This is a genomic window from Vallitalea sp., from assembly GCF_025211055.1.
GTDB lineage: Bacteria > Bacillota > Clostridia > Lachnospirales > Vallitaleaceae > Vallitalea.
In genome coordinates this window covers 215,972-239,277 of sequence record NZ_JAOARO010000088.1, presented here as the reverse complement: position 1 = coordinate 239,277, position 23,306 = coordinate 215,972, and the positions used below count along the sequence as shown (strand labels likewise).

Below are 23,306 nucleotides of genomic sequence, written 5' to 3'. Positions count from 1 at the left end.
CATAAATGCATGATAACTTAGGTTTTGATCTTTACACCACTGAGTAGCGGTTAATCCACTTTTCTTAAATAAACTAATAATTTCTTTCCACTCTTTATCAGTTTTAATATCTGACATTAAAACACCTCCATGAATTGGATCTCTTTATGGGGAAATTTGCTGTTCGTTTAACAGTTAAGACTAAAACTAAGAAATTCTCTAGTAGGTAACGCTATCTACAATGCTTTCACCACTTTAAAAGAATTAAATCACTAACACAGTTAAATAAATTGTTAATGCATCACTGAATTAACAATAGCCATCTATAGACGGTCATTATTTACAAAGGTGAAAAAATTTTATCCTATTACAACTGTATATAACTGTCCAATTATTTTACCAGTAATAACTGTATACCAGTTATTACAGTACAACGGTAAAGAAGAGAGAATTAACAATGGTTAAATTTGATTTAACAACTGAATAGAGAAAGCTTCTGCCGTGTACACAACATCATAAAAGGACTGTAATTACTATTTATCCTTTGATAGCATAAATCGTATAAAACCAATCTTCTTGGGAAAATTAATAATGAAACACATAAAAATGAAAGGTGGTGATGCCCTATGACAAATTCAAAAGTACCCAATAGATTGATTCATGAAAAGAGTCCTTACCTATTGCAACATGCATACAATCCAGTGGACTGGTATCCTTGGTGTGAAGAAGCGTTTGCAAAGGCAAAGACAGAAAATAAGCCAGTTTTCCTTTCTATTGGGTACAGTTGACATTGTGTTATTTATAGATGTTGTCATTGGTGTCATGTAATGGAAAGAGAGGTATTTGAAGATAACGAAGTAGCTAATATATTAAATAATAATTTTATATCTATAAAAGTAGATAGAGAAGAAAGACCTGATATTGACTCTGTATATATGGATGTTTGTCAAAAATTGACTGGAAGTGGTGGATGGCCTTTGAGTATATTTATTACACCTGAACAAAAACCATTCTACGCAGGGATGTATTTTCCAAAGCATTCATTACATGGGAGAGTAGGGTTTATTGATTTATTGGATAATATTGTAAGGATATGGTGTGACAATAAGCAGGAATTAATAAATAAGAGTGATGAAATATTACGTCATATAAATTTAGTAAAAAGTGATGCTCAAGTTGAATTAAACCAAGACACAATAGAATCAGCTTATGAAGAATTAATGGAAGGTTTTGATTTGAGATATGGAGGATTTAATAATCCGCCTAAATTCCCTACACCCCACAATTTATTTTATTTACTAAAAAAATATACGTTATATAAAGATGAACATGCGCTAAATATGTGTGTAAAAACACTAGAGGGTATGTATAGAGGTGGAATATATGATCATCTTGGTGGTGGATTTTCCAGATACTCAACTGACAGAGAATGGTTAGTACCTCATTTTGAAAAAATGCTATATGATAATGCTTTACTTATAATGGCATATACATCAGGCTATATGTGTACCAAGAGAGAGGATTTTAAAATAATAGCTGATGAAACAATTAACTATCTGACAAGAGATATGTTGGATATAGATGGGGGATTTTATTCAGCAGAAGATGCGGATTCTGAAGGTGAAGAAGGGAAGTTTTATATTTTTAGCAAAAGAGAAATATTAGATATACTTGGAATAAAAGATGGCGAAACATTTTGTAATATATTTAATGTAACTGAGGCAGGTAACTTTGAAAATAAGAACATCTTAAATTTAATTGATACTGAATTATCTATGGTAATTGAACAAAATAAATTAATAAAAGAATGCAAACAAAAATTATTTGATTACAGGAATAGAAGGGTTAGACCCCATAGAGATGATAAAATATTAACCTCTTGGAATGGCCTTATAATAGCTGCATTAGCCAAATCAGGTAGATATCTGAAAAATAATGAGTATATTGAATATGCTAAAAAAACTGTTGATTTTATATATCATAATCTAACAAAAGAAGATGGAGGTCTATATGTAAGGTATAGAGACGGCGGAAGAAAAAATGATGGATTTCTAGACGATTATGCTTTTATGATTTGGGGATTAATAGAATTGTATGAAACTACTTTCAATATATTTTACTTAAATTGGGCTGTTAGATTAAAGGATTATATGATAACTAACTTCTGGGATAATATAGAAGGTGCATTTTTCTTATATAGTACAAAAAGTGAAAAACTAATATCAAGACCAAAAGAGATATATGATGGAGCCATACCTTCTGGTAATTCTGTAGCCGCTTATTGCTTGTTAAAATTAAGTAGATTAACTGGTGATCTATCTCTAGAAGAAAAAGCAAATAAGATTATTCAAATTTTTTCAACTCAAATAAATAGTTATCCTAGATATTATACTTTCATATTGCAAGTGCTTATGATACTAATAAAAAGTAGTAAAGATATAGTTATATGTGGAAATTACGACGATAATGAAGTCAAAACTTTTATTGATAAAATAAATGATAAATATGATAGCTATTTAACAGTACTAATTAATGATGGTAGTGAAGACATTACAAAATTAAATCCTAGTATCAAAGATAAAATAAAAATAAACAATAAAAATACTATATATATGTGTGAAAATTACTCCTGTAGCGCCCCTTTAACTGACTTAAGCAAAGCAGTTAGAAAAATTATGGGAGAAAAATAGCTATAATCCTAAATTATAAGTAGATTTATAAATATATAATAACAAAAGACATAACAATTCTCGTGTAAATAGAATAGATGTAAGTGTTATGTCTTTTTTATTGAGCATCTATATTGTTGTTTAATTTTATTGAAAGATTATGGATAGGTTAATTTCTAACCCATCAAAAATATTTGACTTATATACACCCATTTTAGCTATTGTATTGCATTTTTGAACTTGTTTATTATTGAAATTCCATTGAACAACGTTTTTGTTTTTAGTATCAAATATAACATATTCTTTAATTCCTGATTGCAAATAGAGATTAAGTTTTTTCACTAAATCATTGTTTCTTGTAGAGGGGGAAGTAACTTCAACAATCAAATCTGGTATTCCAAAATATCTATCATTTCGTATGTTTTCATGATCACATATAACGAATATATCTGGCTGTACAATATCTTTTGTAGGTGAATTGTTAAAATATATATCATAAGGTCCTACATAAGGCTTACAATTCTTATCTTTGAAATAAGTATAAAATTCACCAATTACACAGGATATTATATGTTGATGTGTATGACTAGGTGGAATCAATTGATAAACGACTCCATCAAGATATTCAAATCTTCCATCAGTGTTTTTGTATACTTCAATAAACTCATCATATGTTATCTCGGAGTTATCATATATATAGTCACCGCTACTATCTTTTATTATATCTCTATATTTGGAATATTTTGTTAGTATTGCAACAGGTTTTTTGTTTCTTGTAATTACTATGTCTTCTTTTTGTACAAGGTCAAGATATTTGCCAAAATTAGTTTTAATATCTGTAGAATTAACTATCATAATAAACACTCCTAATCATATATATTGTTTAAGATAATTATATAACATAAATCAATATTAATCAATATAATGTTATGTATTAATTAAATGAATTTGGCTTAATAATCAGCACGAAAATCCTAATGTCACATTATTTATATCATTAAATAATTAATTATAAAATTATATAAAATCCTTAATATAAGTGATATAATATAAATAATGGATGAACCAATAAAAAAATAGTAGAATACAGGAAAACATTTGATTGTAGAAATTGAATTATAATAATGTACATCTTTATAACTGTTGAAATAATATCTATAATCCAATATAATATAAGTGATTTATTGATTAACTTTGGAGGAAAACTAGATATGATTGATACAGAAAAACGACTATACTATAAATATTCTGATTATCTTAAGAATAAATATGGTGAAAAAGTATATAAGTTACCTATAAACATGGATTTGACATGTCCTAATAGAGATGGATGTATTGGTTACAATGGATGTATATTTTGTAGTGAAGTTGGAACTGGGTTTGAGAGTTTATCCAATAGAATGTCTGTTAGTGAACAACTAGGGAAAAACATGTCTTATATAGAAAAGAAATATAATGCAAAAAAATTCATAGCTTATTTTCAAAACTTTACTAACACATATATGCCAATAAAAAAATTTCAGAATGCTATAACAGAATCAATAGGAGATAAAATAGTAGAAATAGCTATTTCTACTAGACCAGATTGTATTAATGATGATTATCTAGAGATTCTTGATTATATTAAAAAGGAATATGACATTAATATAACAATTGAACTGGGCCTACAGAGTGTAAACTATTACACTCTAGATAAAATAAATAGAGGCCACTCATTAGCAGAATTCATTGATGCTGTTCTTAGAATCAAAAAATATGACTTTGATATATGTACACATATGATTCTAAACTTGCCGTGGGATAATATGAGAGATATAGTAGAAGGTGCTAAGATATTGACAGTAATTGGTGTTAACCAAATTAAGCTTCATTCACTTTATATTGCAAAAAAAACAGAGTTAGCTAGATTATATAATGAGAATAAGATAAGTATTATTTCTAAAGATGATTATATAGACAGAGTAGTAGCATTCTTAGAATATACGGACCCCAATATTGCTATTCAGCGATTAGCCAGTAGAGCTCCAAAAGAAGAAACTATCTTTTGTAATTGGAATACAAGTTGGTGGAAAATAAAAGATGGTATTGAGAATAGTATGGTCAAAAATAATACTTATCAAGGCAGATTATGTACTTATCAAAATGGAATAGCATTAACCAAAAAATTTAGTATATAAGTATTTTGTATTATATGAATAGGACTTGCTTTTAAGTAAAAAATTGGTGTATTATTAAATAATAGATATTTATTCGTTTTTGATAAGAGGTGTTAATTTGGAGCAAAACAGAAGAAATAGTGAACAACAAAATAGATCGAGAACTAAAAGACCAAAACGAAAAGCACCTAAAAGTAAAGGATTAGGGATTGGAACATTTATTTATTTCTTGATATTTTTGTATCTAATATATAATATTATTTCTTTCTTAATTAGTAATGATGTCAATTATGTTTCTGCTGAAAAAGGTAGTATCTATAATGATGAATTGTTTGAAGGAATAATACTAAGAAATGAAACTGTTATCAGAAGCACTTCTGATGGAATGGCTAGTTACTATGTGCCAGAGGGAGATAAGATAAATATCGATAGTATAGTATGTATGATAGATTCAAACGGAAATTATACTGCTGAAATAAAAAAAGACCTTAATTACATAAATGACAAATTAGCTTATGCAAATAATTGTAATTCACATGAAGATATAAAAAAGAATTTGTATACATATACAATGAATTATGATAATGATACCTTTGGAAATATTTATGAGTTCAAAGCTAATATGAAGGATACAGTTTCCAATATCACTCAATCATTATATATACATGATCAATTAGATCTAGATACAATTCGTAGTAAAGAACTGTTAGAATCACAAATAAACAATAATATCAGTATAATAAAGGCAATTAAAAGTGGAGTGATCTCATATAGAATTGATGGATACGAAAATTTTAGCATAGATAATCTTGATATCCAATCTTTGTTTGATTTCAAAAGCGAAGAAGAGATATATACATACAAACAAGAAACCATAAAAAAAGATTCACCTCTATTTAAAATTATAGACAATGACAAATGGTATGTTGTATGCGAAATGAAAGATGATTTAACCGATTTTATTAGTGGTAAGGATACTATATCTATTAATATAATTGAAAAAGATGTAACAATCAAAACTAAAGTCTATGATATAGTTCAAAAAAATAAGAAAGAATATCTTATTTTAGAGATAGACAGATATTTTGATCTTATTAAAAATAGAAAGATCAAGTTCCAAGTTATATATGAACAGTATGATGGAATAAAAATACCAAAAACAGCAGTAGCTGAAAAAGATTTTTTAAGAATACCAAAAGCATGTATTGCCAAAAAAGGTAATAATGAAGGTGTATTAAAAAAAACATATGGTGAACATTTAGTTGGCGGAGAAAGTGTTGAATTTATTAAAATTGGTTTTAAACATATTGAAGAAGAAAGTTATTATGTGCCCATCAATGAAGAAGGGCTACAGTTAAATGATATTTTAGTGGATTCGACAAACAATAACTATACAATTTCAGAAAAGAAGTCTTTAAAAGGAGTATACATTATTAATAAAGGATATACAAATTTTAAATTGATTGATGAGATATATTATACTGACAGCTATATTATCGTTAAAACCAACACACCATATGGAATTAGAATATATGACAGAGTTATAGCAGATGCAAGTAATGCAAAAGAGGATGTAATTATATATTGATATAATAAGGAAAAGGTTAGTGTATAGCAACATAAGAAAGGAAGACGAATACATGGAAAACATTAAAGACAATATTAACATTGTTCTTGATAATATTGAAATTGCAGCTAAAAAAGCAGGCAGAAACAAAGAAGACATAACTTTAATAGCTGTCTCAAAAACTAAGCCTGTAGAATGTATTGAAGAAGCATTAAAAAATAATTTAATTAATATGGGAGAGAACAAGGTACAAGAAATAAGACATAAATATGATATATTAGGTAACAAAGTTAAGTGGCATATGATTGGACATTTACAGACCAATAAAGTTAAATATATAATTGATAAAGTAAGTTTAATCCATTCTGTAGATTCATTGAAATTGGCTGAGAAGATTAATGCTGAAGCAATAAAATCAGATAAAATAATGGATATTCTCATTCAACTCAATGTTGCTCACGAAGATACCAAATTTGGTTTAATGACAAGGGAATTAAATGATTTCATAATCGCTACTAGCAAGTTATCTAACATAAGAATTAAAGGTTTAATGACAATAGCTCCTTATGTAATTAATAGCGAAGATAATAGACATATTTTTAGAGAAATAAAGCAATTAGCTGTTGACATAAAAAGGAAAAACATTGATAATATTAGTATGGATATCTTATCAATGGGGATGACAAACGATTATATGGTAGCCATTGAAGAAGGTTCAACTATGGTTAGGGTAGGGACAGGCATATTTGGCACAAGAGATTATAATAAGAGGTGATATCGAATGGCAAAGTTTATTGATAAGATGATGGATATGATGAAATTAAGTGATTATGATGATTATGACGAAGATTATGAATATAATGAAGAAAACGAAGAACCATCTACATCATCTAATGTTTCAGATATTAAACATATTAAAAGCTATTCAAAAAAGAAAAGTAATGCTACTAATGTAGTTAATTTTCAAGCTAATGTTCAAATGGAAGTAGTAGTTATTCAACCAGAAACATATGATGAGGCTCAAGACATATGTGATCATATTAAATCAAAAAAACCAGTAATAATTAATCTAGATAAGATGGATAGAAATATAGCTCAGAGGATAATGGATTTTATTAGTGGGTCTTGTTATACCTTAAATGGTAACTTGCAAAGAGTTACAAATAACATATTTTTAATTGCGCCTGAAAATGTAGATATTGCTGGTGACCTAGGAAAAGAACTGAAATCTAATGGGATTATTTTACCTTGGAAAAGTGAACAATAATTATTCGCTAAATAAACTAATTAAGGAGTGAATTCCATGTATTACGCATTAAGAACTATAGAATTATTTTTATATGCCTTAGAAATATTGATTTTAGTAAGAGTACTACTATCATGGGTTCCCAGAGCATATAATAATCCCTTTGCAAAATTTATACTACAGATAACAGAACCAATATTAGCTCCAATTAGAAAACTCATAGATAAATCAATCTTTGGAGGAAAAGGAAATGTATTAGATTTTTCTCCATTGATTGCGTTTTTATTACTTAGAATCTTACAATCTCTAGTAAATAACTTAATGAAGTAGGTTAGACTTATGTTAGATAAAAATGAAGATATTTTGATTGTCAATAAGATTATTGACAAAGGTAAACATGCATCATTAAGGCAAATTAGTGTGTTTACAGATTTTTTAAACATTCATGAACAAAGCTTATTTATTTCTAATAAAAATCAATTATCAAATATTAATCATATTTTTTATGGTGGTTATGAATATAGCGAAAGAAAAATCATAGCATTTTATCCAGATTATGTTGACTATGATAATATTAATTATCCTATTGAGGTCTTGAAAATTTCTCCTAGAAACAAAAAGTTTTCTAATAATTTGACTCATCGTGATTTTTTAGGTGCTATATTGAATCTTGGTATTACACGAACTAAAATCGGAGATATTATAGTAAAAGATAACTACGCAATTGTGTTTGTTATAAAACCTGTATCTGATTATATATTATCTAATCTAGAAAAAGTAAAGCAAACAGTAGTTAATATTACAAAAATACATGACTTACCACAAGAAATATTAACACCAAGTTTTCAGCCTGTAAAAGGAACTGTTTCATCTATTAGATTAGATTCTGTTGTTGCTCTAGCTTTTCCTTTGTCACGAGGAAAAGCTATTACATTAATTAAGAATAAAAATGTTTATGTAAATAGTAAATTAACCCTGTCTCCTTCGTGTAAATTATCTCAAGGAGATATAGTATCAGTAAGAGGGATAGGGAAATTTCAATTGTATGATATAGGCAGCAGAACTAAAAAAGATAGAATTTATATTGAATTAAAACGATATACTTAGGAGGAATAATATGTTAACACCTTTAGACATTGAGGGAAAAAGTTTTAAAAAATCATTATTTGGTTATTCTCCAACTGAAGTAAAAAATGCAATAACAGAAATTTTAACAGATTACGAAAAAATGTATAAAGAAAACATTGAATTAAAGGATAAAGTTAACTTATTAAATGAAGGTATAAAGTATTATAAAACAATTGAAGATACACTTCAAAATACTTTGCTATTAGCAGAGAAAACTGCTGAAGAAACCAAATCAAATGCACATAAAAGAGCTGAGATAATTGAAAAAGAAGCTGAAGTTAAAGCTCAAACAATAGTGGAAGATGCAAGAAATGAAGTATATAGAATTAGTCAAAAGAAAGAGGAACTTATTCAACAATATGATGCTTCTAAGATACAAATTAGACAATTTCTAAAAGCGCAGCTTGAGTTGACTAATAGTAATACTTTGGAAAATAAACCAATTGATATAGATGATATTCTTGCTCAGACATCAATTGAAGAAGCTGCAGCAACTAAAATAAATGACATATCAGTAAAACAAATTGATAATGAATAAGAAAAATTATGATTGTTATAGTAAATTTAACTTTCTTATGCTAAAATAAAGTTCGAGAGGCTGTCCTCTAGGACTTTTCTTTTAATATTATCAATCTATTTAATAATGCACTATATTAAGGTGTATAAAAAGGAATGACTAAAACTATGAAGCGAATTGAAGTGAAAACAAAAACAAATGACTACAAAATTATTATTAGTAATAATTTTAATTCTTTACAAGAATATCTATCAAAAGTAGGTATAGACCATAAGAAAGTATGTATAATAACAGATGATAATGTTAGTAAGTTATATTTAGATGATTTATGTAATATATTATCTAAAATTACTGATAAGCTATCTTATTTAGTCATACCTCATGGTGAAGCTAATAAGAATCTTGATACAATCAATATAATCTATAAGAAGCTGATAGAAGAAAAACTGGATAGAGAATCTTACTTGATTGCTCTTGGTGGCGGTGTTACAGGAGATATGGTTGGGTATGCTTCAGCAACATATATGAGAGGAAACAATTTTATTCAGATACCAACAACTTTACTTTCTCAAGTTGATAGTAGCATTGGAGGCAAGACAGGAGTTGATTTTGATGGTTACAAGAATATTATTGGAGCTTTCCATCAACCAAAGTTAGTATATATTAATACAAGTACATTATTAACATTGCCTAAAAAAGAAATCAGCGCTGGTATGGGTGAAATAATTAAGCATGGACTTATTGCCAGTAAAGAATATTTTAATTACATCAGAGCAAATAGTTCAAAAATAATGAATTTGGATAATGAAATTATGGAAGAATTAATATATGAATCTTGTGTTATAAAAAGTAAAGTTGTAGCAATGGATGAGAAAGAAAAAGGAATTAGGGCTACGCTTAATTTTGGACATACTATAGGTCATGCTGTTGAAAGATTATATAATTTTAATCTATTACATGGGGAATGTGTAGGTCTAGGTATGGTATCAGCTGCATATCTATCTTATCTATTAAATCAAATTGATTCTATTGAACTAGACAATATAAAAGCTTGTATTCAGAATTTTGATTTACCGATCAAAATTGATAAACTAAATGAATTAGGTATTTATAATGAACTATATCATGACAAAAAAACAAAAAATAATAAACTAAATTTTATACTTTTGAATGGAATAGGCTCTTGCGAAATTAGAAATAACTTAGATAAAGAAATAATAATCAAAGCAATTAAATACATTTTATAAGGAGATATGTAATGTTAGTAATGTTAATAAGTGTCTTATTACTTGTAGCTTTAGATCAATTTACAAAATATTTAACAGTGATAAATATTACAGAAAGAACATATATACCAATAATTAATGATATCTTTGGCTTGACTTATGTTAAAAACAAAGGTGCGGCATTTGGCATGTTACAAGAACAAAGGTGGCTATTTATAATATTCACTACAGTAATTTTGATTGGGATCTTATATTTTTATACAAAGATACCAAAAGACAAAAAATACTACCCTATTAGATTTACAATGATTCTATTTATAGCTGGAGCTATTGGGAATTTTGTGGATAGAATTAGATTAAAATATGTTGTTGATATGTTATACTTTAAACTAATTGAGTTTCCAGTGTTTAATATGGCTGATTGCTATGTGGTTGTTGGTGCTATTTTATTGATAGCATTGATGATATTTAAGTACAAAGACGAAGATTTTGCTTTTATGAAGAGGAGTACTAAATAAATGGATAGTTATACATTTTTAATTGAGGCAGAAGATGCAGGGATAAGAATAGATAAATTCATCTCAGATAGATTACCTAATTATTCTAGGTCATTTATACAGAAGTTGATAAAAGAAAATCATCTTACTGTAAATAATAGTGCAATAAAGTCAAATTATAAGTTAAAAGTTACAGATGAAATAAATATCGTAATACCTGAACCAAAAGAACTTGATATAGTAGCAGAAAATATACCTCTTGATATTGTATATGAAGATAAAGATGTAATACTAGTTAATAAACCTCAAGGTATGGTAGTTCATCCTGCACCAGGGCATTATACTGGAACATTAGTTAATGCTATCATGTATCATTGTAAAGATGATTTATCAGGAATCAATGGAGTAATGAGACCTGGTATAGTTCATCGTATCGATAAAGATACATCAGGAGTTTTGATAATATGTAAAAACGATAAAGCTCACGAGAGTATAGCTAAACAGTTAAAGGATCATACAATAACAAGAAAATATAATGCAATAGTTTATAATAATATAAAAGAAGATGAGGGTGTAATTAATGCTCCTATAGGACGCCATCCAGTTAATCGTAAGCAAATGGCAGTTAATCCTATCAATGGTAAAGAAGCAATTACACATTATGAAGTACTTGAAAGGATTAATCAATATACTTACGTTGAATTACAGCTTGAAACAGGTAGAACACATCAGATCAGAGTTCATATGACGAGTATTAATAATCCATTGTTAGGTGATCCTGTTTATGGTCCTAAAAGTGATAGATTCAAGTTGAAAGGACAGGCTTTACATGCAAGAGTGTTAGGGTTTGTACATCCTACTACTAATGAGTATATGGAGTTTGAAGCACCTTTACCTAATTATTTTACTGGTTTATTAAAGAAATTAAGAAACATGTAGCATAGAAATGAGAGGAAAGAATAATTAATGAAGATAGCTAGTAACACAAGATATGAAGATGTTGATTTCAACGATAGTAATTTAGAGTTTTTGGATATACAAAAATCTTTTAGATTAAATGTATCTGATACTAAAAATTCAGCATTTCTAAATTGCAAATTTGGTTTTGCTGATTTATTTAGCGCAAAATTCACAGATTGTAAAATGGTAGGTTCAACATTTGATGAATCCAATTTATTAGGAGTAGTTATAGTGAGAGGTGATTTTTCATATACCAATCTGAAATTCCATGATTTCAAGGGGTTGGATTTTAGTGAGGTTAATTTAACTAGAGCTGACCTGACTGGATGTAATTTGGAGAAAGTAATATTTAATGGAGCCAAATTAAGTTATACTAATTTACATAAAGCCAAGTTAAATGGTTGTGATTTCAGAGAAGCAATTATTGAAGGAATAAATTTATCAGAGTTAGATTTGCATAATGTTAAGTTGGATATAGCTGGGTGTATTTTGTTGGCTACATCGTTTGGGGCTAAAGTAGAGTGAAAAGAATAAATTGAATAATCTAATTATAGGTAAGGCGAAATATACGAACTCGCTAAAGATAAATATACGAACTCGGTGAACACAAAGCATATTTATATTATAAGAATAAGTCTTAAGGCTAGTAAATATGCTGTTTTTAGAAGTTTTATAGTAGTTCTTATATTATTTACTATATGAACACTGTCATAAAACTACGAAAAATAGAAATGGATATGCTAGTACCCCTTGGAAGATATATAGTTAACCATAAATACATTATGTAAACAATCTTGTGAATTATATACATGAAGGAGAAATGATCATGAATTTAGAACCCAATATTATTGATATGACAATGATAATAGAAAAATATATAAACCATCTTAAAATAAACAGATTGTCTAATGCAACTATAAAAAATTATAAGGTCACTCTTAACCAATTTACGAATTTTATAATAGAAAGTAGAGGTACACAATATATCGAAGAAGATAATATCAAAAATATTATTGATAGTTTTTTAGAAGAATTGGATAGAGATGAGTATAATTATAAAACAAGAAGTATTAATGCAAAGAGAAATACATTAACTGGTTTATTCAGATTTGCTAATGAAGAAGAATTAATTCATGTTAGTGTGACTCATAAGTTGAAGTCACTTAAAGTAGATGCTACTAGGGAAAAACCAGTACTTAACAAAGATGAAATTAATAAGACATTAAAATATCTAGAAAATGAAGTCAATATTGAGACTAGGAAAGAATATGACATTCTAGAAGATAAATATAATAATATATATTTTAAGATAAGGAATAGATTTTTGTTTAATTTGTTTTTATATACTGGTCTAAGAATTTCCGAAACTGCAAAAGTTATGTGGGATGATATTAATCTTGAAAGCAAACTGTTAACTGTAACAGGTAAAGGGAATAAAACAAGGTGGATTCCTTTAAATAGTAAATTAATGTTTGAGTATTTTAAATATAAAACAGCGATAGAACGCTTAGAGAAAGCAACAATTAGAGAAAATATTAAGTTGAATAGATTAATATATAAAAGTGTATATCTGTTTCCATCCCTTTATAAAGTTGATGATATGCCTATGTCCACCAGAAGGATAACCATAATTATAAAAGAACTATTGGATAGAGCAGAAATAAATACCAAAAGAAGCGCTCATAAAAAAATAACACCTCATAGCTTAAGACATACCTTTGCAACTTATCTATTAGATAGTGGAGTACCCGTAAGAATTGTAAGTGATATTCTAGGTCACAGCCGAACTAGTACTACTTTTGATAATTATATACAAATTATTAATAAAAACAGAATGTTTGATGAGATAGAAAAATTAGAATATTGATATTCTTAAACAAATGAAATAAATGCCAAGAGTAGTTGACCATAAATATATTACGTAAACCACCATTTGTTTATCAAATATTTTTTTATTATCCTAGATTTATTTCTAATAATTCGTATATTAATATATTCAAATTTTTAGTAAAAAACCTTTCCTATAAATTAATATATATGTATAATATATAAAGATAGATATATATACATAAATAGGCGTATACTGAAAGGTATTAGACAAAAGTAGAAGTGGTTACTTATATTTATGCCCCTAATTAAGGAGTGGAATAATGCTTGAATTAAATCAACAATTGGTAGAATTAATAACAGTTAATAAACAAGGAAAGAATTTATTATCTGGCAATTTTGGTATAGAAAAGGAAAATGTACGTGTAAGCTATGATGGAAAACTAGCAATAACACAACACCCAAAAGTGTTTGGTGATAAATCTGAAAACCCATATATAACTACAGATTTTTCTGAAAGTCAAGTTGAGATGATAACACCTACTGTTAATTCCTTAGAAGAGGTGTACAGCTATCTTGAGACTTTGCAAAATATAGTATCATTGAGCTTGGAGAATGAATTATTATGGCCTCAAAGCTTACCACCCATATTACCTGCTGAAGAAGATATACCTTTAGCTAATTATAATACGGATGAAATACTTGTCAAAGACAATGCCAATCTGTATCGTGAATACTTGGCTGAAAAATACGGCAGGAAAAAACAAATGATTTCAGGGATACACTATAATTTCTCATTCAAAGATGATGTATTAAAAAAATTATATGATAATATATCTTCAGAGGTAACATTGAGAGAATTTAAAGATAGATTATATATGAAAATGGTTAGAAACATTACAAAATATAGTTGGTTAATTATTAGACTTTTAGGAAGTAGCCCAGCTATTCATGAATCCTATATTGACTATTGTAAAAGGTGTTCAAAACAAAGTAAATCAGATAAGGTTGCATATAATTTTACTGCATCTATCAGAAATGGTAAATGTGGTTACAATAATATTGATAATTATTATGTTACCCTAGATACTCTAGAGGATTATATAAAAGGAATTCGAAAGCTAATTGAATCTGGAGATTTAATCAGTTCCAAAGAATATTATAGTGTAATACGTCCTAAGAGCAATAATGGTAATCTAAGTGGTTTAGAAGAACATGGTATTGATTATTTAGAACTTCGTTTAATGGATATAAATCCATTATTTAAGTTAGGATTTAGTATAGATGATTTGTACTTGATTCACTTATTCATGATATTTGCAGCAATGTTAGATGATGATTATATGGATGAAACATTGTTTAAAGATTCTATTAAGAACAATCAAAAAGTGGCTGATAAAGGTAGGATGGAAAACTTGAAAATTGTTTTTAATGGACAAGAAAAATCTGTAGATTCATTATCATTAGATGTCATTAATACTCTAAGGCAAATAGTTACAGTAATTGATACCAAAAAAGATTTTCTTAATGGTATTATTGATAAATATGAAGAAATGATATTAGAACATGAAAAACTATACTCAAGTATATTATTTAAGGAGATAGAACAGCAAGGTTTCATAAAATTCCATTTAGAGAAAGCAGTTAAATACCTAGAAAATAGTAAATCTCAAGAGTTTAATTTTATTGGACACGAAGATATGGAACTGTCCACACAGATTCTTATGCTTAATTCAATAAAAAGAGGAGTAAAAGTTGAAGTATTAGATAGAAATGAGAACTTTATTGAATTATCTTATAAAGATAAAAAAGAATATGTAAAACAAGCAACAAAAACATCAAAAGATACGTATAGTACCGTATTGATTATGGAAAACAAATTAGTAACAAAAAAAATACTTGAGAAATCAGGGATAAAAGTACCTGATGGAGATGTATACACTAATATTGAACATGCCTTAGATGATTATTATAAGTATAAAGATATGAATATAGTTGTAAAACCAAACTCCACTAACTTTGGTATTGGTATAACTATTTTCAAGAATATCTTTACTAAACAAGATTATAAAACAGCACTAAAATTAGCATTTGAAAAAGATGATACTGTTTTAGTAGAAGAATTCATTGAAGGTAAAGAATATAGAGTTTTTGTGATTGATAATGAAGTTGTTGGTGTTCTTAGGAGAGTTCCTGCTAATGTAATAGGAGATGGTAGTAGTACTATAAGAGAATTGGTTGCCAAGAAGAATACAGATCCTTTAAGAGGAAAAGGATATAGAAAACCTCTTGAGAAAATTAAATTAGATACCCCAGAAAAAATGTTTTTAGCTCAACAAGAGCTTGATTTTGATTCTATTCTAGAAAAAGATAGAATCATATATCTTAGAGAGAACTCTAATATAAGTACAGGTGGAGACAGCATTGATTATACTGATGACATCTCTGAATCTCTAAAAGAAATAGCTATAGAAGCTTCAAAAGCAGTTGGAGCATCTATAGTAGGTGTGGACTTAATAACTAAGGATATTAAAGGAGATGCCCATAATAATTATGGAATCATCGAATTGAATTTTAATCCTGCTATTCATATTCATTGTTATCCATATATAGGTGATAATAGAAAATTAGGAGAAAAAATATTGGATTTGTTAGGGTTTTATACTTATGACAACTAAATAAATCTTATTGAGTTATAAAATCGCAAAAAACAATAAATACAATTGCTTTTTGCGATTTGTTATATAATTATATATATTAGTAGAATTAGTAGAGAATATGTATTGACACTAATTTCAATCAAATATATAATTATTTTATCTATGCAATTAATATCATCTATATAAGCCATTTACATAGTAACTATTATAACAGCTTATGTTAAATTATTTATTCCAATATACGTAGGAGGTACAATCTATGAAGAAAATAATATTATACATAATAACAACTATAATAATTATAATATTAGGTTTATTATCTAGGGAAATCAAAGGAATTCCATTATTCATGGGGGATGTTTTTTGGGCGATGATGGTATTTTTCATATTAGCATTCATATTCTTTAATAAAAATTCTTCATTCATATTCATTTTAAGTATAATTATTACATATATAATTGAAATTACCCAGTTGTATCATAGACCCTGGATTGACAACTTTCGTAAAACAAGCATAGGGCATATTTTATTAGGACAAGGGTTTTTATGGTCAGATCTTATAGCATATCTAGCAGGTATTATAATAGGATATCTTATAAAAAAATTCATTGATAATAAGATGGAAGAATCATATAGTTAATACATATAATAGTTCTTTGATAATGCATATTTTTGCCTAAGTGTCTAATAATAAGATTATTAAATAGGAAAGGTATGATAATATGAATGTTGGAAGGGCTAGTGAAATATTAGAATCAAAAGGAGTAATAGATGTAAATTATAATGGATGTTTTGTATGGATTAAAAATATTAATCAAGAAGAGCAAACAGCTGAAATAGAAATATTGGATGCTCCATCAAACAGTCAAGTTGTAAGTGTTAATGATTTACATGAAGGAACTATAGATTAATAATGGAAATATCATGTTTATGCAGGGTTCTGGCTCTGCATTTATTTTTACGCATATAATAGCATAATAAGAGGCTGATACCTGTTTAAAATTAAAAAAATGGATTAAGATTCCCTAATATACAAAGAAAAAAATTGATAATTAATTGATTATTTGATATATTAGTCATTAGTATACTATGGAATATTGTTTTTGAAAGGAGTTTTATAATTGGCTAGAGAATACAGTGGAAAAAACATTAAGGTACTAGAAGGATTAGAGCCTGTTAGATTAAGACCAGGGATGTATATTGGTAATACAGGAAGCAGAGGATTACATCACCTTATATGGGAAATATTAGATAATAGTATTGATGAACATCTAGCAGGTATTTGTGACCAAATAACAATAACACTTAATGAGGATAACTCTATAAGTATTGAGGACAATGGTAGTGGTATTCCTATAGATTTACATGATAACACAAAAGATTATCCAAAATCTGATTATCCAAGAGGAATATCAACTGAGAGGATAATATTTACTGTACTCCATGCAGGGGGAAAATTTGATCAAGATACATATAAATATTCTGGAGGATTACATGGAGTAGGTGCTTCTGTTGTTAATGCGTTATCATCTAAGTTTACAGTTGAAATATATAGAGGTGGAAAAGTATATATTGATAAATATAAAAATGGGGGTCAAGGAGTCACTGTTCTTGATAACGGAGCTTTAATACCTGTAAAAACAACTAGAAAACGTGGTACAAAAATTACTTTTATACCTGATAAGGAAATATTTGATTCGGTTAAATTCAAACCTAATATAATAAAAAAAAGATTGAAAGAAATAGCTTTCCTTAACAGGGGTTTAACTATTGTTTATAAAGATAATGTATCATCTGATAAAGAAGAAGTAGTATATCATGAAGAAGATGGTCTTGTAGGTTTTATTAAAGAAATAAATGATAATAAAAATAGTCTACATGATGATGTAATATTCTTATCAGATATCAAGGATGGTATTATAGTCGAGATTGCATTTCAATTCACCAATGATTTTACAGAAAATATATTTTCTTTTTGTAACAATATAAATACTCAGGAAGAGGGTATGCATGTTTCAGGTTTCAAATTAGCTTTAACCAGGATAGTTAATAAATACGCTAAAGAATTATCCATCTTCAAAGGAAAAGGTACACTAGATGGTAAAGATGTCAGAAATGGTTTGACAGCTATTGTTTCTGTAAAAGTGCCAGAACCTCAATTCGAAGGACAGACAAAAACAAAATTGGGAAATACAGAAGTAAAAGGTATTGTATCAGATATAACTTTTTCACAATTAGAACAATACTGTGATAGGAATGAAAAAACAATCACCAAAATTGTTGAAAGTGCTATTAGATCTCATAACATTAGAAAAACAGAAGCTAATGCTAGGAATAACATACTAAAGAATCAATCAAAAGTATCTTCCAACGGTAAACTAGCTTCTTGTAGATTATCATTAAATGAAAAAAAAGGAATATTAACAGAATTATTCTTAGTGGAAGGAGATTCTGCAGGTGGATCTGCTAAACAAGGCAGAGATAGACGATATCAAGCTATTCTGCCATTAAAAGGGAAAGTATTAAACACTGAAAGAAGTAAAGTGGGTAAAATCCTTGAAAATAAAGAAATAGTATCAATTATCAATGCATTGGGAACTGGATTTGGTGATGGTTTATTCGGTAATAAATCCAGTGAGGATTTCAATATTGATAAGTTAAAATATGATAAAATCATAGTAATGACTGACGGTGATGTTGATGGAGCACATATATCAACTTTATTATTGACCTTTTTCTATAAGCATATGCCTGATTTAATTATAAGTGGAAAAATATATTTGGCTATGCCCCCTCTATATAAGGTGAAATCATCAAAGCAAGAAGTATATGCTTATAATGATAGACAGTTAGAAAAAATACTTAATAAAATGAGTAGAAGAAATATAGAAGTCCAACGATATAAAGGTCTAGGTGAAATGAATGCAGAACAGTTATGGGATACAACTATGAATCCTGAGACCAGAACTCTAAAAAAAGTACAAATAGAAAATATTATTCAAGCAGAAGAAACAACAGCATTATTAATGGGCGAAAAAGTACCCCCTAGAAGAGAATTTATTAATGCTGAAGCAGAGAATGCTAATATAGACTCATAGAGAGAGGAAACTAATAATGAAGAAAAATATGAAATTACCAGATCTTACAAATCAAAATATAATAATTGCTGATTATGAAGATGAAATGAAACAATCATATATAGATTATGCGATGAGCGTTATAGCAGCTAGAGCTTTACCAGACATAAGAGATGGTCTGAAACCTGTTCAAAGAAGAACACTGTATGCTATGAAAGATCTTAATGTTACACCAGATAAACCTTACCGTAAATGTGCACGTATTGTTGGAGATACTATGGGTAAATATCATCCCCATGGTGACGGCTCTATATATAACTCAATGGTTAGAATGGCTCAGGATTTTACTTATAAACAGGAATTAATTGATGGACATGGTAATTTTGGTTCAATTGATGGTGATGGAGCTGCTGCTATGAGGTATACAGAAGCTAGGCTAAAACCTATTTCACTGGAGTTGTTAGATGATATAGATAAAGATATAGTGGAGATGAAAACCAATTTTGATGAAACATTGATGGAACCTAATGTTCTACCAGCTAAGTTTCCCAATGCTTTAGTTAATGGGATGACTGGTATTGCTGTAGGAATGTCAACCAATTTCCCAACACATAATCTAGGTGAAATTATTAATGGTACTATTGCATATATCAAAAATGAGGATATTACAATAAAAGAGTTGATGACCTATATTAAAGGTCCAGATTTTCCTACTGGAGGAGTAATAGCTAATAAAAATCAATTAGAAGATATATATACAACAGGTAAAGGCAAAATCAAAATTAGAGCTAAAATAGATATTGAAAAGAATAGTAATGGGAAAAATCATATTATTATAAAAGAAATCCCATATACACTGATTGGTAATAAATCAAATTTGATAGAAAACCTAGCGGAATTAGTGAAGAGTAAGAAAATAAGTGGTATACAAGATATTAGAGATGAAAGTTCCAGAGGAGAAATCCAAATAATTATTGAAACCAAAAAGGATGTAGATCCTGATATCTTAGTTAATAAACTATACAGTAAAACAAAATTAGAAGATAATTTTAGTGTCAATATGCTTGCATTACATAAGCAAAAACCATATCTGTTCAACCTAAAATCAAGCTTACAAAAATTTGTTGAATTCCAGCAGGAAATATATACCAAAAGATACCAATTCCTTCTAAATAAAGAGTTGGACAAAAAGGAAGGAACAGAAGGACTCCTTAGGGCTTATGATGAAATTGACATCATTATTGAAGCAATTCGAGGAGCCAAAAATGCAAAAGCAGTAAAAAAATGTTTGATGACTGGAGATACGACAGATATTAATTTCAAACTTAAGAAAAACGAAAATCTAGCTAAGAAATTTGATTATACAGAAAGACAAGCAACAATTATATTGGAAATGAGATTATACAAATTAGTGGGCCTAGAGAAATTAGAAGTAGAAAAACAATATATAGATATCATGAGAAAAATAAAACGATATGAAAAAATATTAGGACACAAGAAAGAATTAAACAGAACTATAATTACTGAATTACAAAGAATTTCTGATAAATACAGTATCAATCGTAAAACTATGTTAAAAAATCTAGAGACCCTTAATGTTAAAGAAGAAGATATAGTAGAAGATGTTTATGTACTTGTTGATGACAAAAATTATATCAAGACAGTAGATTCTAACATTTTTGAAAAGAATAAAGAAAAAATACTGTCAGAAATGAAATGTGTAATTGATGCCACTACCAAAGATAAAATTTCTCTATTTGATGAAGATGGTTATCTATATAAAATAAAAGTTGATAATATACCAAAAACCAAATTAAGTGACAAAGGAACTGCTATAAGTGTTTTAACAAGTGTAAATGAAGATCATATAGTAATGATTGATAAATTACTTGACAATGATAAACTATTAATTGCAACCAAATATGGTCTAATCAAACATGTAGATACTATAGAATTCAATAGTTCGAGGTCTAAAATAGCTGCAACCAAATTGAATGACAATGACAGTGTAATTAAGATAATTAAGCTGAATAACGAAGACAAGTTAATAACTATTACAGCTAATGGATATGCATTAATTATAAATACTGGTGAAATACCTAACCAAAAAAGGAATGCTAAAGGAGTTAATCTAATAAAACTAGGTAACAATGACCATATAATTGATATTGCGTTTATTGATTCAGAGCAGAAAACTATACAGGTAAATGTTGATGGTCAAATTAATAAGAAAAACATATCTGCTATAGGTACTCATAAGAGGAACTCAAAAGGTAAACAAATCATTCCAAGCAGGAAAAATATAATTGGATTCCTTCAGAAAGAGTAATGCTATTACCTATAAGGTAATCCTTCTAAACTTGGTTATTTCCTTGTTTATTCATGCAATCAATCCTTTCAATGTTATTGTTATAGTATTGTTATCTTCAATAGTTTTATTCCCAAATATCAAGCTTAAGAAATTTATCATTTAATTATTGAATAACTTTTAATAATATGATAAGGTCAAAGTATATTAACAATGATTAAGCTACTCATATTGTTTTACAGTTCCAAAAGGAGGAAATTCATATGAAATATAATTTTGATACTATCATAGATAGAAAAGGAACTAATTCTCTAAAGTGGGATCCAGAAAAATTAAAAGAGTATTTTGGAGAAGAAGATATATTGCCACTGTGGGTTGCAGACATGGACTTCAAGACTCCCCAACCAATAGTTAATACAATAGTTAAAAGAGCAAAACACGGTATATATGGTTATAGTGTTAGGTTGGATGAATATTATGATTCAGTTATTAACTGGCAAAAGAAAAAACATAATTGGAATATAGAAAAAGATAGCATAGTATATACACCAGGCATTGTTCCTGCTATAAATTATATAATTCAAGCTTTTTGTTCAACTGGTGACAAAGTTATTATCCAAACACCTGTATACTATCCTTTCAAGAAATCCATCATAAATAATGGTTGCAAAGTAGTGGACAATCCTTTAATATATGACGGTAAAAAATATAATATTGATTTCAAAGATTTCGAAGAAAAAGCAAAAGATGAGGAAGTTAAGATATTTATTTTGTGCAGTCCACATAATCCAGTTGGCAGGGTATGGACAAAAGAAGAATTAGAGAAGATTGGGAAAATATGCATAGAGAATAATGTTTTAGTTGTATCTGACGAAATCCACAATGACTTGATTCTAGGAAATAATGAACATATAGTATTTGCTAACATTTGTGAAGAATTTGCTCATAACTCAATAATTTGTACTGCTCCTAGTAAAACATTTAATATACCTGGACTAGAAACATCTCATATAATAATTAAAAATAAAGAGATTAGAGATAAATATAAGCACATTTTAATCAAAAACTCTATATCAGGACATAATCCTATGAGTATAGCTGCACTAAAAGCTGCTTATAATGAAGGCGAAGACTGGCTAGAACAATTGTTGCTATATTTAGAGGATAACCTTAATTTTATGGAGAACTACTTAATTAATAATATGAAAGAGGTAAGACTCATACGTCCACAAGCAACATACTTGGCATGGTTGGATTTTAGACTAATAGAAAAAGACAATAAAAAACTTGAAGACCTGATTTTTCATCAAGCTAAAGTTGCTCTGGATAGCGGAAACTGGTTTGGAGATAATGGTTCAGGTTTTATGAGAGTCAACTTTGCATGTCCACGTACAAAATTAAAAGAAGCTTTAGATAGAATATGTTCAGCAATTAACAATAAACTTTAAGAATTTAAAAGTATATTTTGATACCTTTTATATCAAATATT

At 28.0% G+C, this 23,306-nt stretch carries 20 protein-coding genes and 1 pseudogene; 19 read left to right on the top strand and 2 right to left on the bottom strand.

Translation table 11 applies throughout. From position 1 onward, the window contains the following. Window positions 1-117, bottom strand: a 117-nt coding sequence (gene tnpA, locus N4A55_RS17085; protein ID WP_443083840.1) for an IS66 family insertion sequence element accessory protein TnpA, incomplete at its 3' end; no start/stop codon positions are given. Window positions 118-605: 488 nt separating this feature from the next. Here tnpA and N4A55_RS14390 point away from each other — a divergent pair. Further along, window positions 606-2,669 (top strand): annotated as a pseudogene (locus tag N4A55_RS14390) (thioredoxin domain-containing protein). A 126-nt stretch (window positions 2,670-2,795) separates the two neighbouring features. Here the strand turns inward: N4A55_RS14390 and N4A55_RS14385 are convergent. Continuing rightward, window positions 2,796-3,503 carry a type II toxin-antitoxin system Phd/YefM family antitoxin gene (locus N4A55_RS14385; protein WP_293757583.1) on the bottom strand — a complete coding sequence of 236 codons (708 nt, stop codon included), beginning with the start codon at window positions 3,501-3,503 and terminating at the stop codon, window positions 2,796-2,798. A gap of 356 nt (window positions 3,504-3,859) precedes the next feature. Here N4A55_RS14385 and N4A55_RS14380 point away from each other — a divergent pair, with 356 nt between their 5' ends. The 18 genes from N4A55_RS14380 to N4A55_RS14295 all read left to right on the top strand — a co-directional run bounded on the left by N4A55_RS14380 (window position 3,860) and on the right by N4A55_RS14295 (window position 23,265). Further along, the gene (locus N4A55_RS14380) at window positions 3,860-4,825 is read left to right on the top strand and encodes a TIGR01212 family radical SAM protein (protein ID WP_293757582.1); all 966 of its coding nucleotides are present in this window, start codon (window positions 3,860-3,862) and stop codon (window positions 4,823-4,825) included. 97 nt (window positions 4,826-4,922) lie between these two features. Beyond that, window positions 4,923-6,392 carry an HlyD family efflux transporter periplasmic adaptor subunit gene (locus tag N4A55_RS14375; RefSeq protein ID WP_293757581.1) on the top strand — a complete coding sequence of 490 codons (1,470 nt, stop codon included), beginning with the start codon at window positions 4,923-4,925 and terminating at the stop codon, window positions 6,390-6,392. 52 nt (window positions 6,393-6,444) lie between these two features. After that, the gene (locus tag N4A55_RS14370; protein ID WP_293757580.1) at window positions 6,445-7,146 is read left to right on the top strand and encodes a YggS family pyridoxal phosphate-dependent enzyme; all 702 of its coding nucleotides are present in this window, start codon (window positions 6,445-6,447) and stop codon (window positions 7,144-7,146) included. A gap of 6 nt (window positions 7,147-7,152) precedes the next feature. Further along, window positions 7,153-7,638, top strand: coding sequence for a cell division protein SepF (locus N4A55_RS14365; RefSeq protein WP_293757579.1), 486 nt, complete (start codon window positions 7,153-7,155; stop codon window positions 7,636-7,638). Window positions 7,639-7,674: 36 nt separating this feature from the next. Further along, entirely contained in the window at window positions 7,675-7,947 is a 273-nt protein-coding gene (locus N4A55_RS14360) for a YggT family protein (RefSeq protein ID WP_113675070.1), read from the top strand. 9 nt (window positions 7,948-7,956) lie between these two features. Next, the gene (locus N4A55_RS14355) at window positions 7,957-8,724 is read left to right on the top strand and encodes a YlmH family RNA-binding protein (RefSeq protein ID WP_293757577.1); all 768 of its coding nucleotides are present in this window, start codon (window positions 7,957-7,959) and stop codon (window positions 8,722-8,724) included. A 10-nt stretch (window positions 8,725-8,734) separates the two neighbouring features. Beyond that, the gene (locus N4A55_RS14350) at window positions 8,735-9,283 is read left to right on the top strand and encodes a DivIVA domain-containing protein (protein WP_293757576.1); all 549 of its coding nucleotides are present in this window, start codon (window positions 8,735-8,737) and stop codon (window positions 9,281-9,283) included. Window positions 9,284-9,417: 134 nt separating this feature from the next. Further along, window positions 9,418-10,509, top strand: a complete 1,092-nt coding sequence (gene aroB, locus N4A55_RS14345) for a 3-dehydroquinate synthase (protein WP_293757575.1) — start codon at window positions 9,418-9,420, stop codon at window positions 10,507-10,509. Between the two features lie 11 nt (window positions 10,510-10,520). After that, on the top strand, window positions 10,521-11,006 hold the full coding sequence (gene lspA, locus N4A55_RS14340) for a signal peptidase II (protein WP_293757574.1): 486 nt from the start codon (window positions 10,521-10,523) through the stop codon (window positions 11,004-11,006). Continuing rightward, entirely contained in the window at window positions 11,007-11,924 is a 918-nt protein-coding gene (locus N4A55_RS14335; protein ID WP_293757573.1) for an RluA family pseudouridine synthase, read from the top strand. A 27-nt stretch (window positions 11,925-11,951) separates the two neighbouring features. Next, window positions 11,952-12,470, top strand: a complete 519-nt coding sequence (locus N4A55_RS14330) for a pentapeptide repeat-containing protein (protein WP_293757571.1) — start codon at window positions 11,952-11,954, stop codon at window positions 12,468-12,470. Between the two features lie 301 nt (window positions 12,471-12,771). Beyond that, a complete protein-coding gene (locus N4A55_RS14325) occupies window positions 12,772-13,812 on the top strand; it encodes a tyrosine-type recombinase/integrase (protein WP_293757569.1) in 1,041 nt (346 codons plus the stop codon). 283 nt (window positions 13,813-14,095) lie between these two features. After that, a complete protein-coding gene (gene gshAB / locus N4A55_RS14320) occupies window positions 14,096-16,450 on the top strand; it encodes a bifunctional glutamate--cysteine ligase GshA/glutathione synthetase GshB (protein WP_293757567.1) in 2,355 nt (784 codons plus the stop codon). A 241-nt stretch (window positions 16,451-16,691) separates the two neighbouring features. Next, window positions 16,692-17,072 carry a ribosomal maturation YjgA family protein gene (locus N4A55_RS14315; protein WP_293757565.1) on the top strand — a complete coding sequence of 127 codons (381 nt, stop codon included), beginning with the start codon at window positions 16,692-16,694 and terminating at the stop codon, window positions 17,070-17,072. A gap of 82 nt (window positions 17,073-17,154) precedes the next feature. Then, entirely contained in the window at window positions 17,155-17,343 is a 189-nt protein-coding gene (locus tag N4A55_RS14310; protein ID WP_293757563.1) for an H-type small acid-soluble spore protein, read from the top strand. Window positions 17,344-17,553: 210 nt separating this feature from the next. Continuing rightward, window positions 17,554-19,530: a DNA gyrase/topoisomerase IV subunit B gene (locus tag N4A55_RS14305; protein ID WP_293757561.1), complete on the top strand. Its 1,977-nt coding sequence runs from the start codon at window positions 17,554-17,556 to the stop codon at window positions 19,528-19,530. Between the two features lie 16 nt (window positions 19,531-19,546). Next, window positions 19,547-21,838, top strand: coding sequence for a DNA gyrase/topoisomerase IV subunit A (locus tag N4A55_RS14300; RefSeq protein ID WP_293757559.1), 2,292 nt, complete (start codon window positions 19,547-19,549; stop codon window positions 21,836-21,838). Between the two features lie 242 nt (window positions 21,839-22,080). Then, the gene (locus N4A55_RS14295) at window positions 22,081-23,265 is read left to right on the top strand and encodes a MalY/PatB family protein (RefSeq protein ID WP_293757557.1); all 1,185 of its coding nucleotides are present in this window, start codon (window positions 22,081-22,083) and stop codon (window positions 23,263-23,265) included. Window positions 23,266-23,306 lie beyond the last annotated feature (41 nt).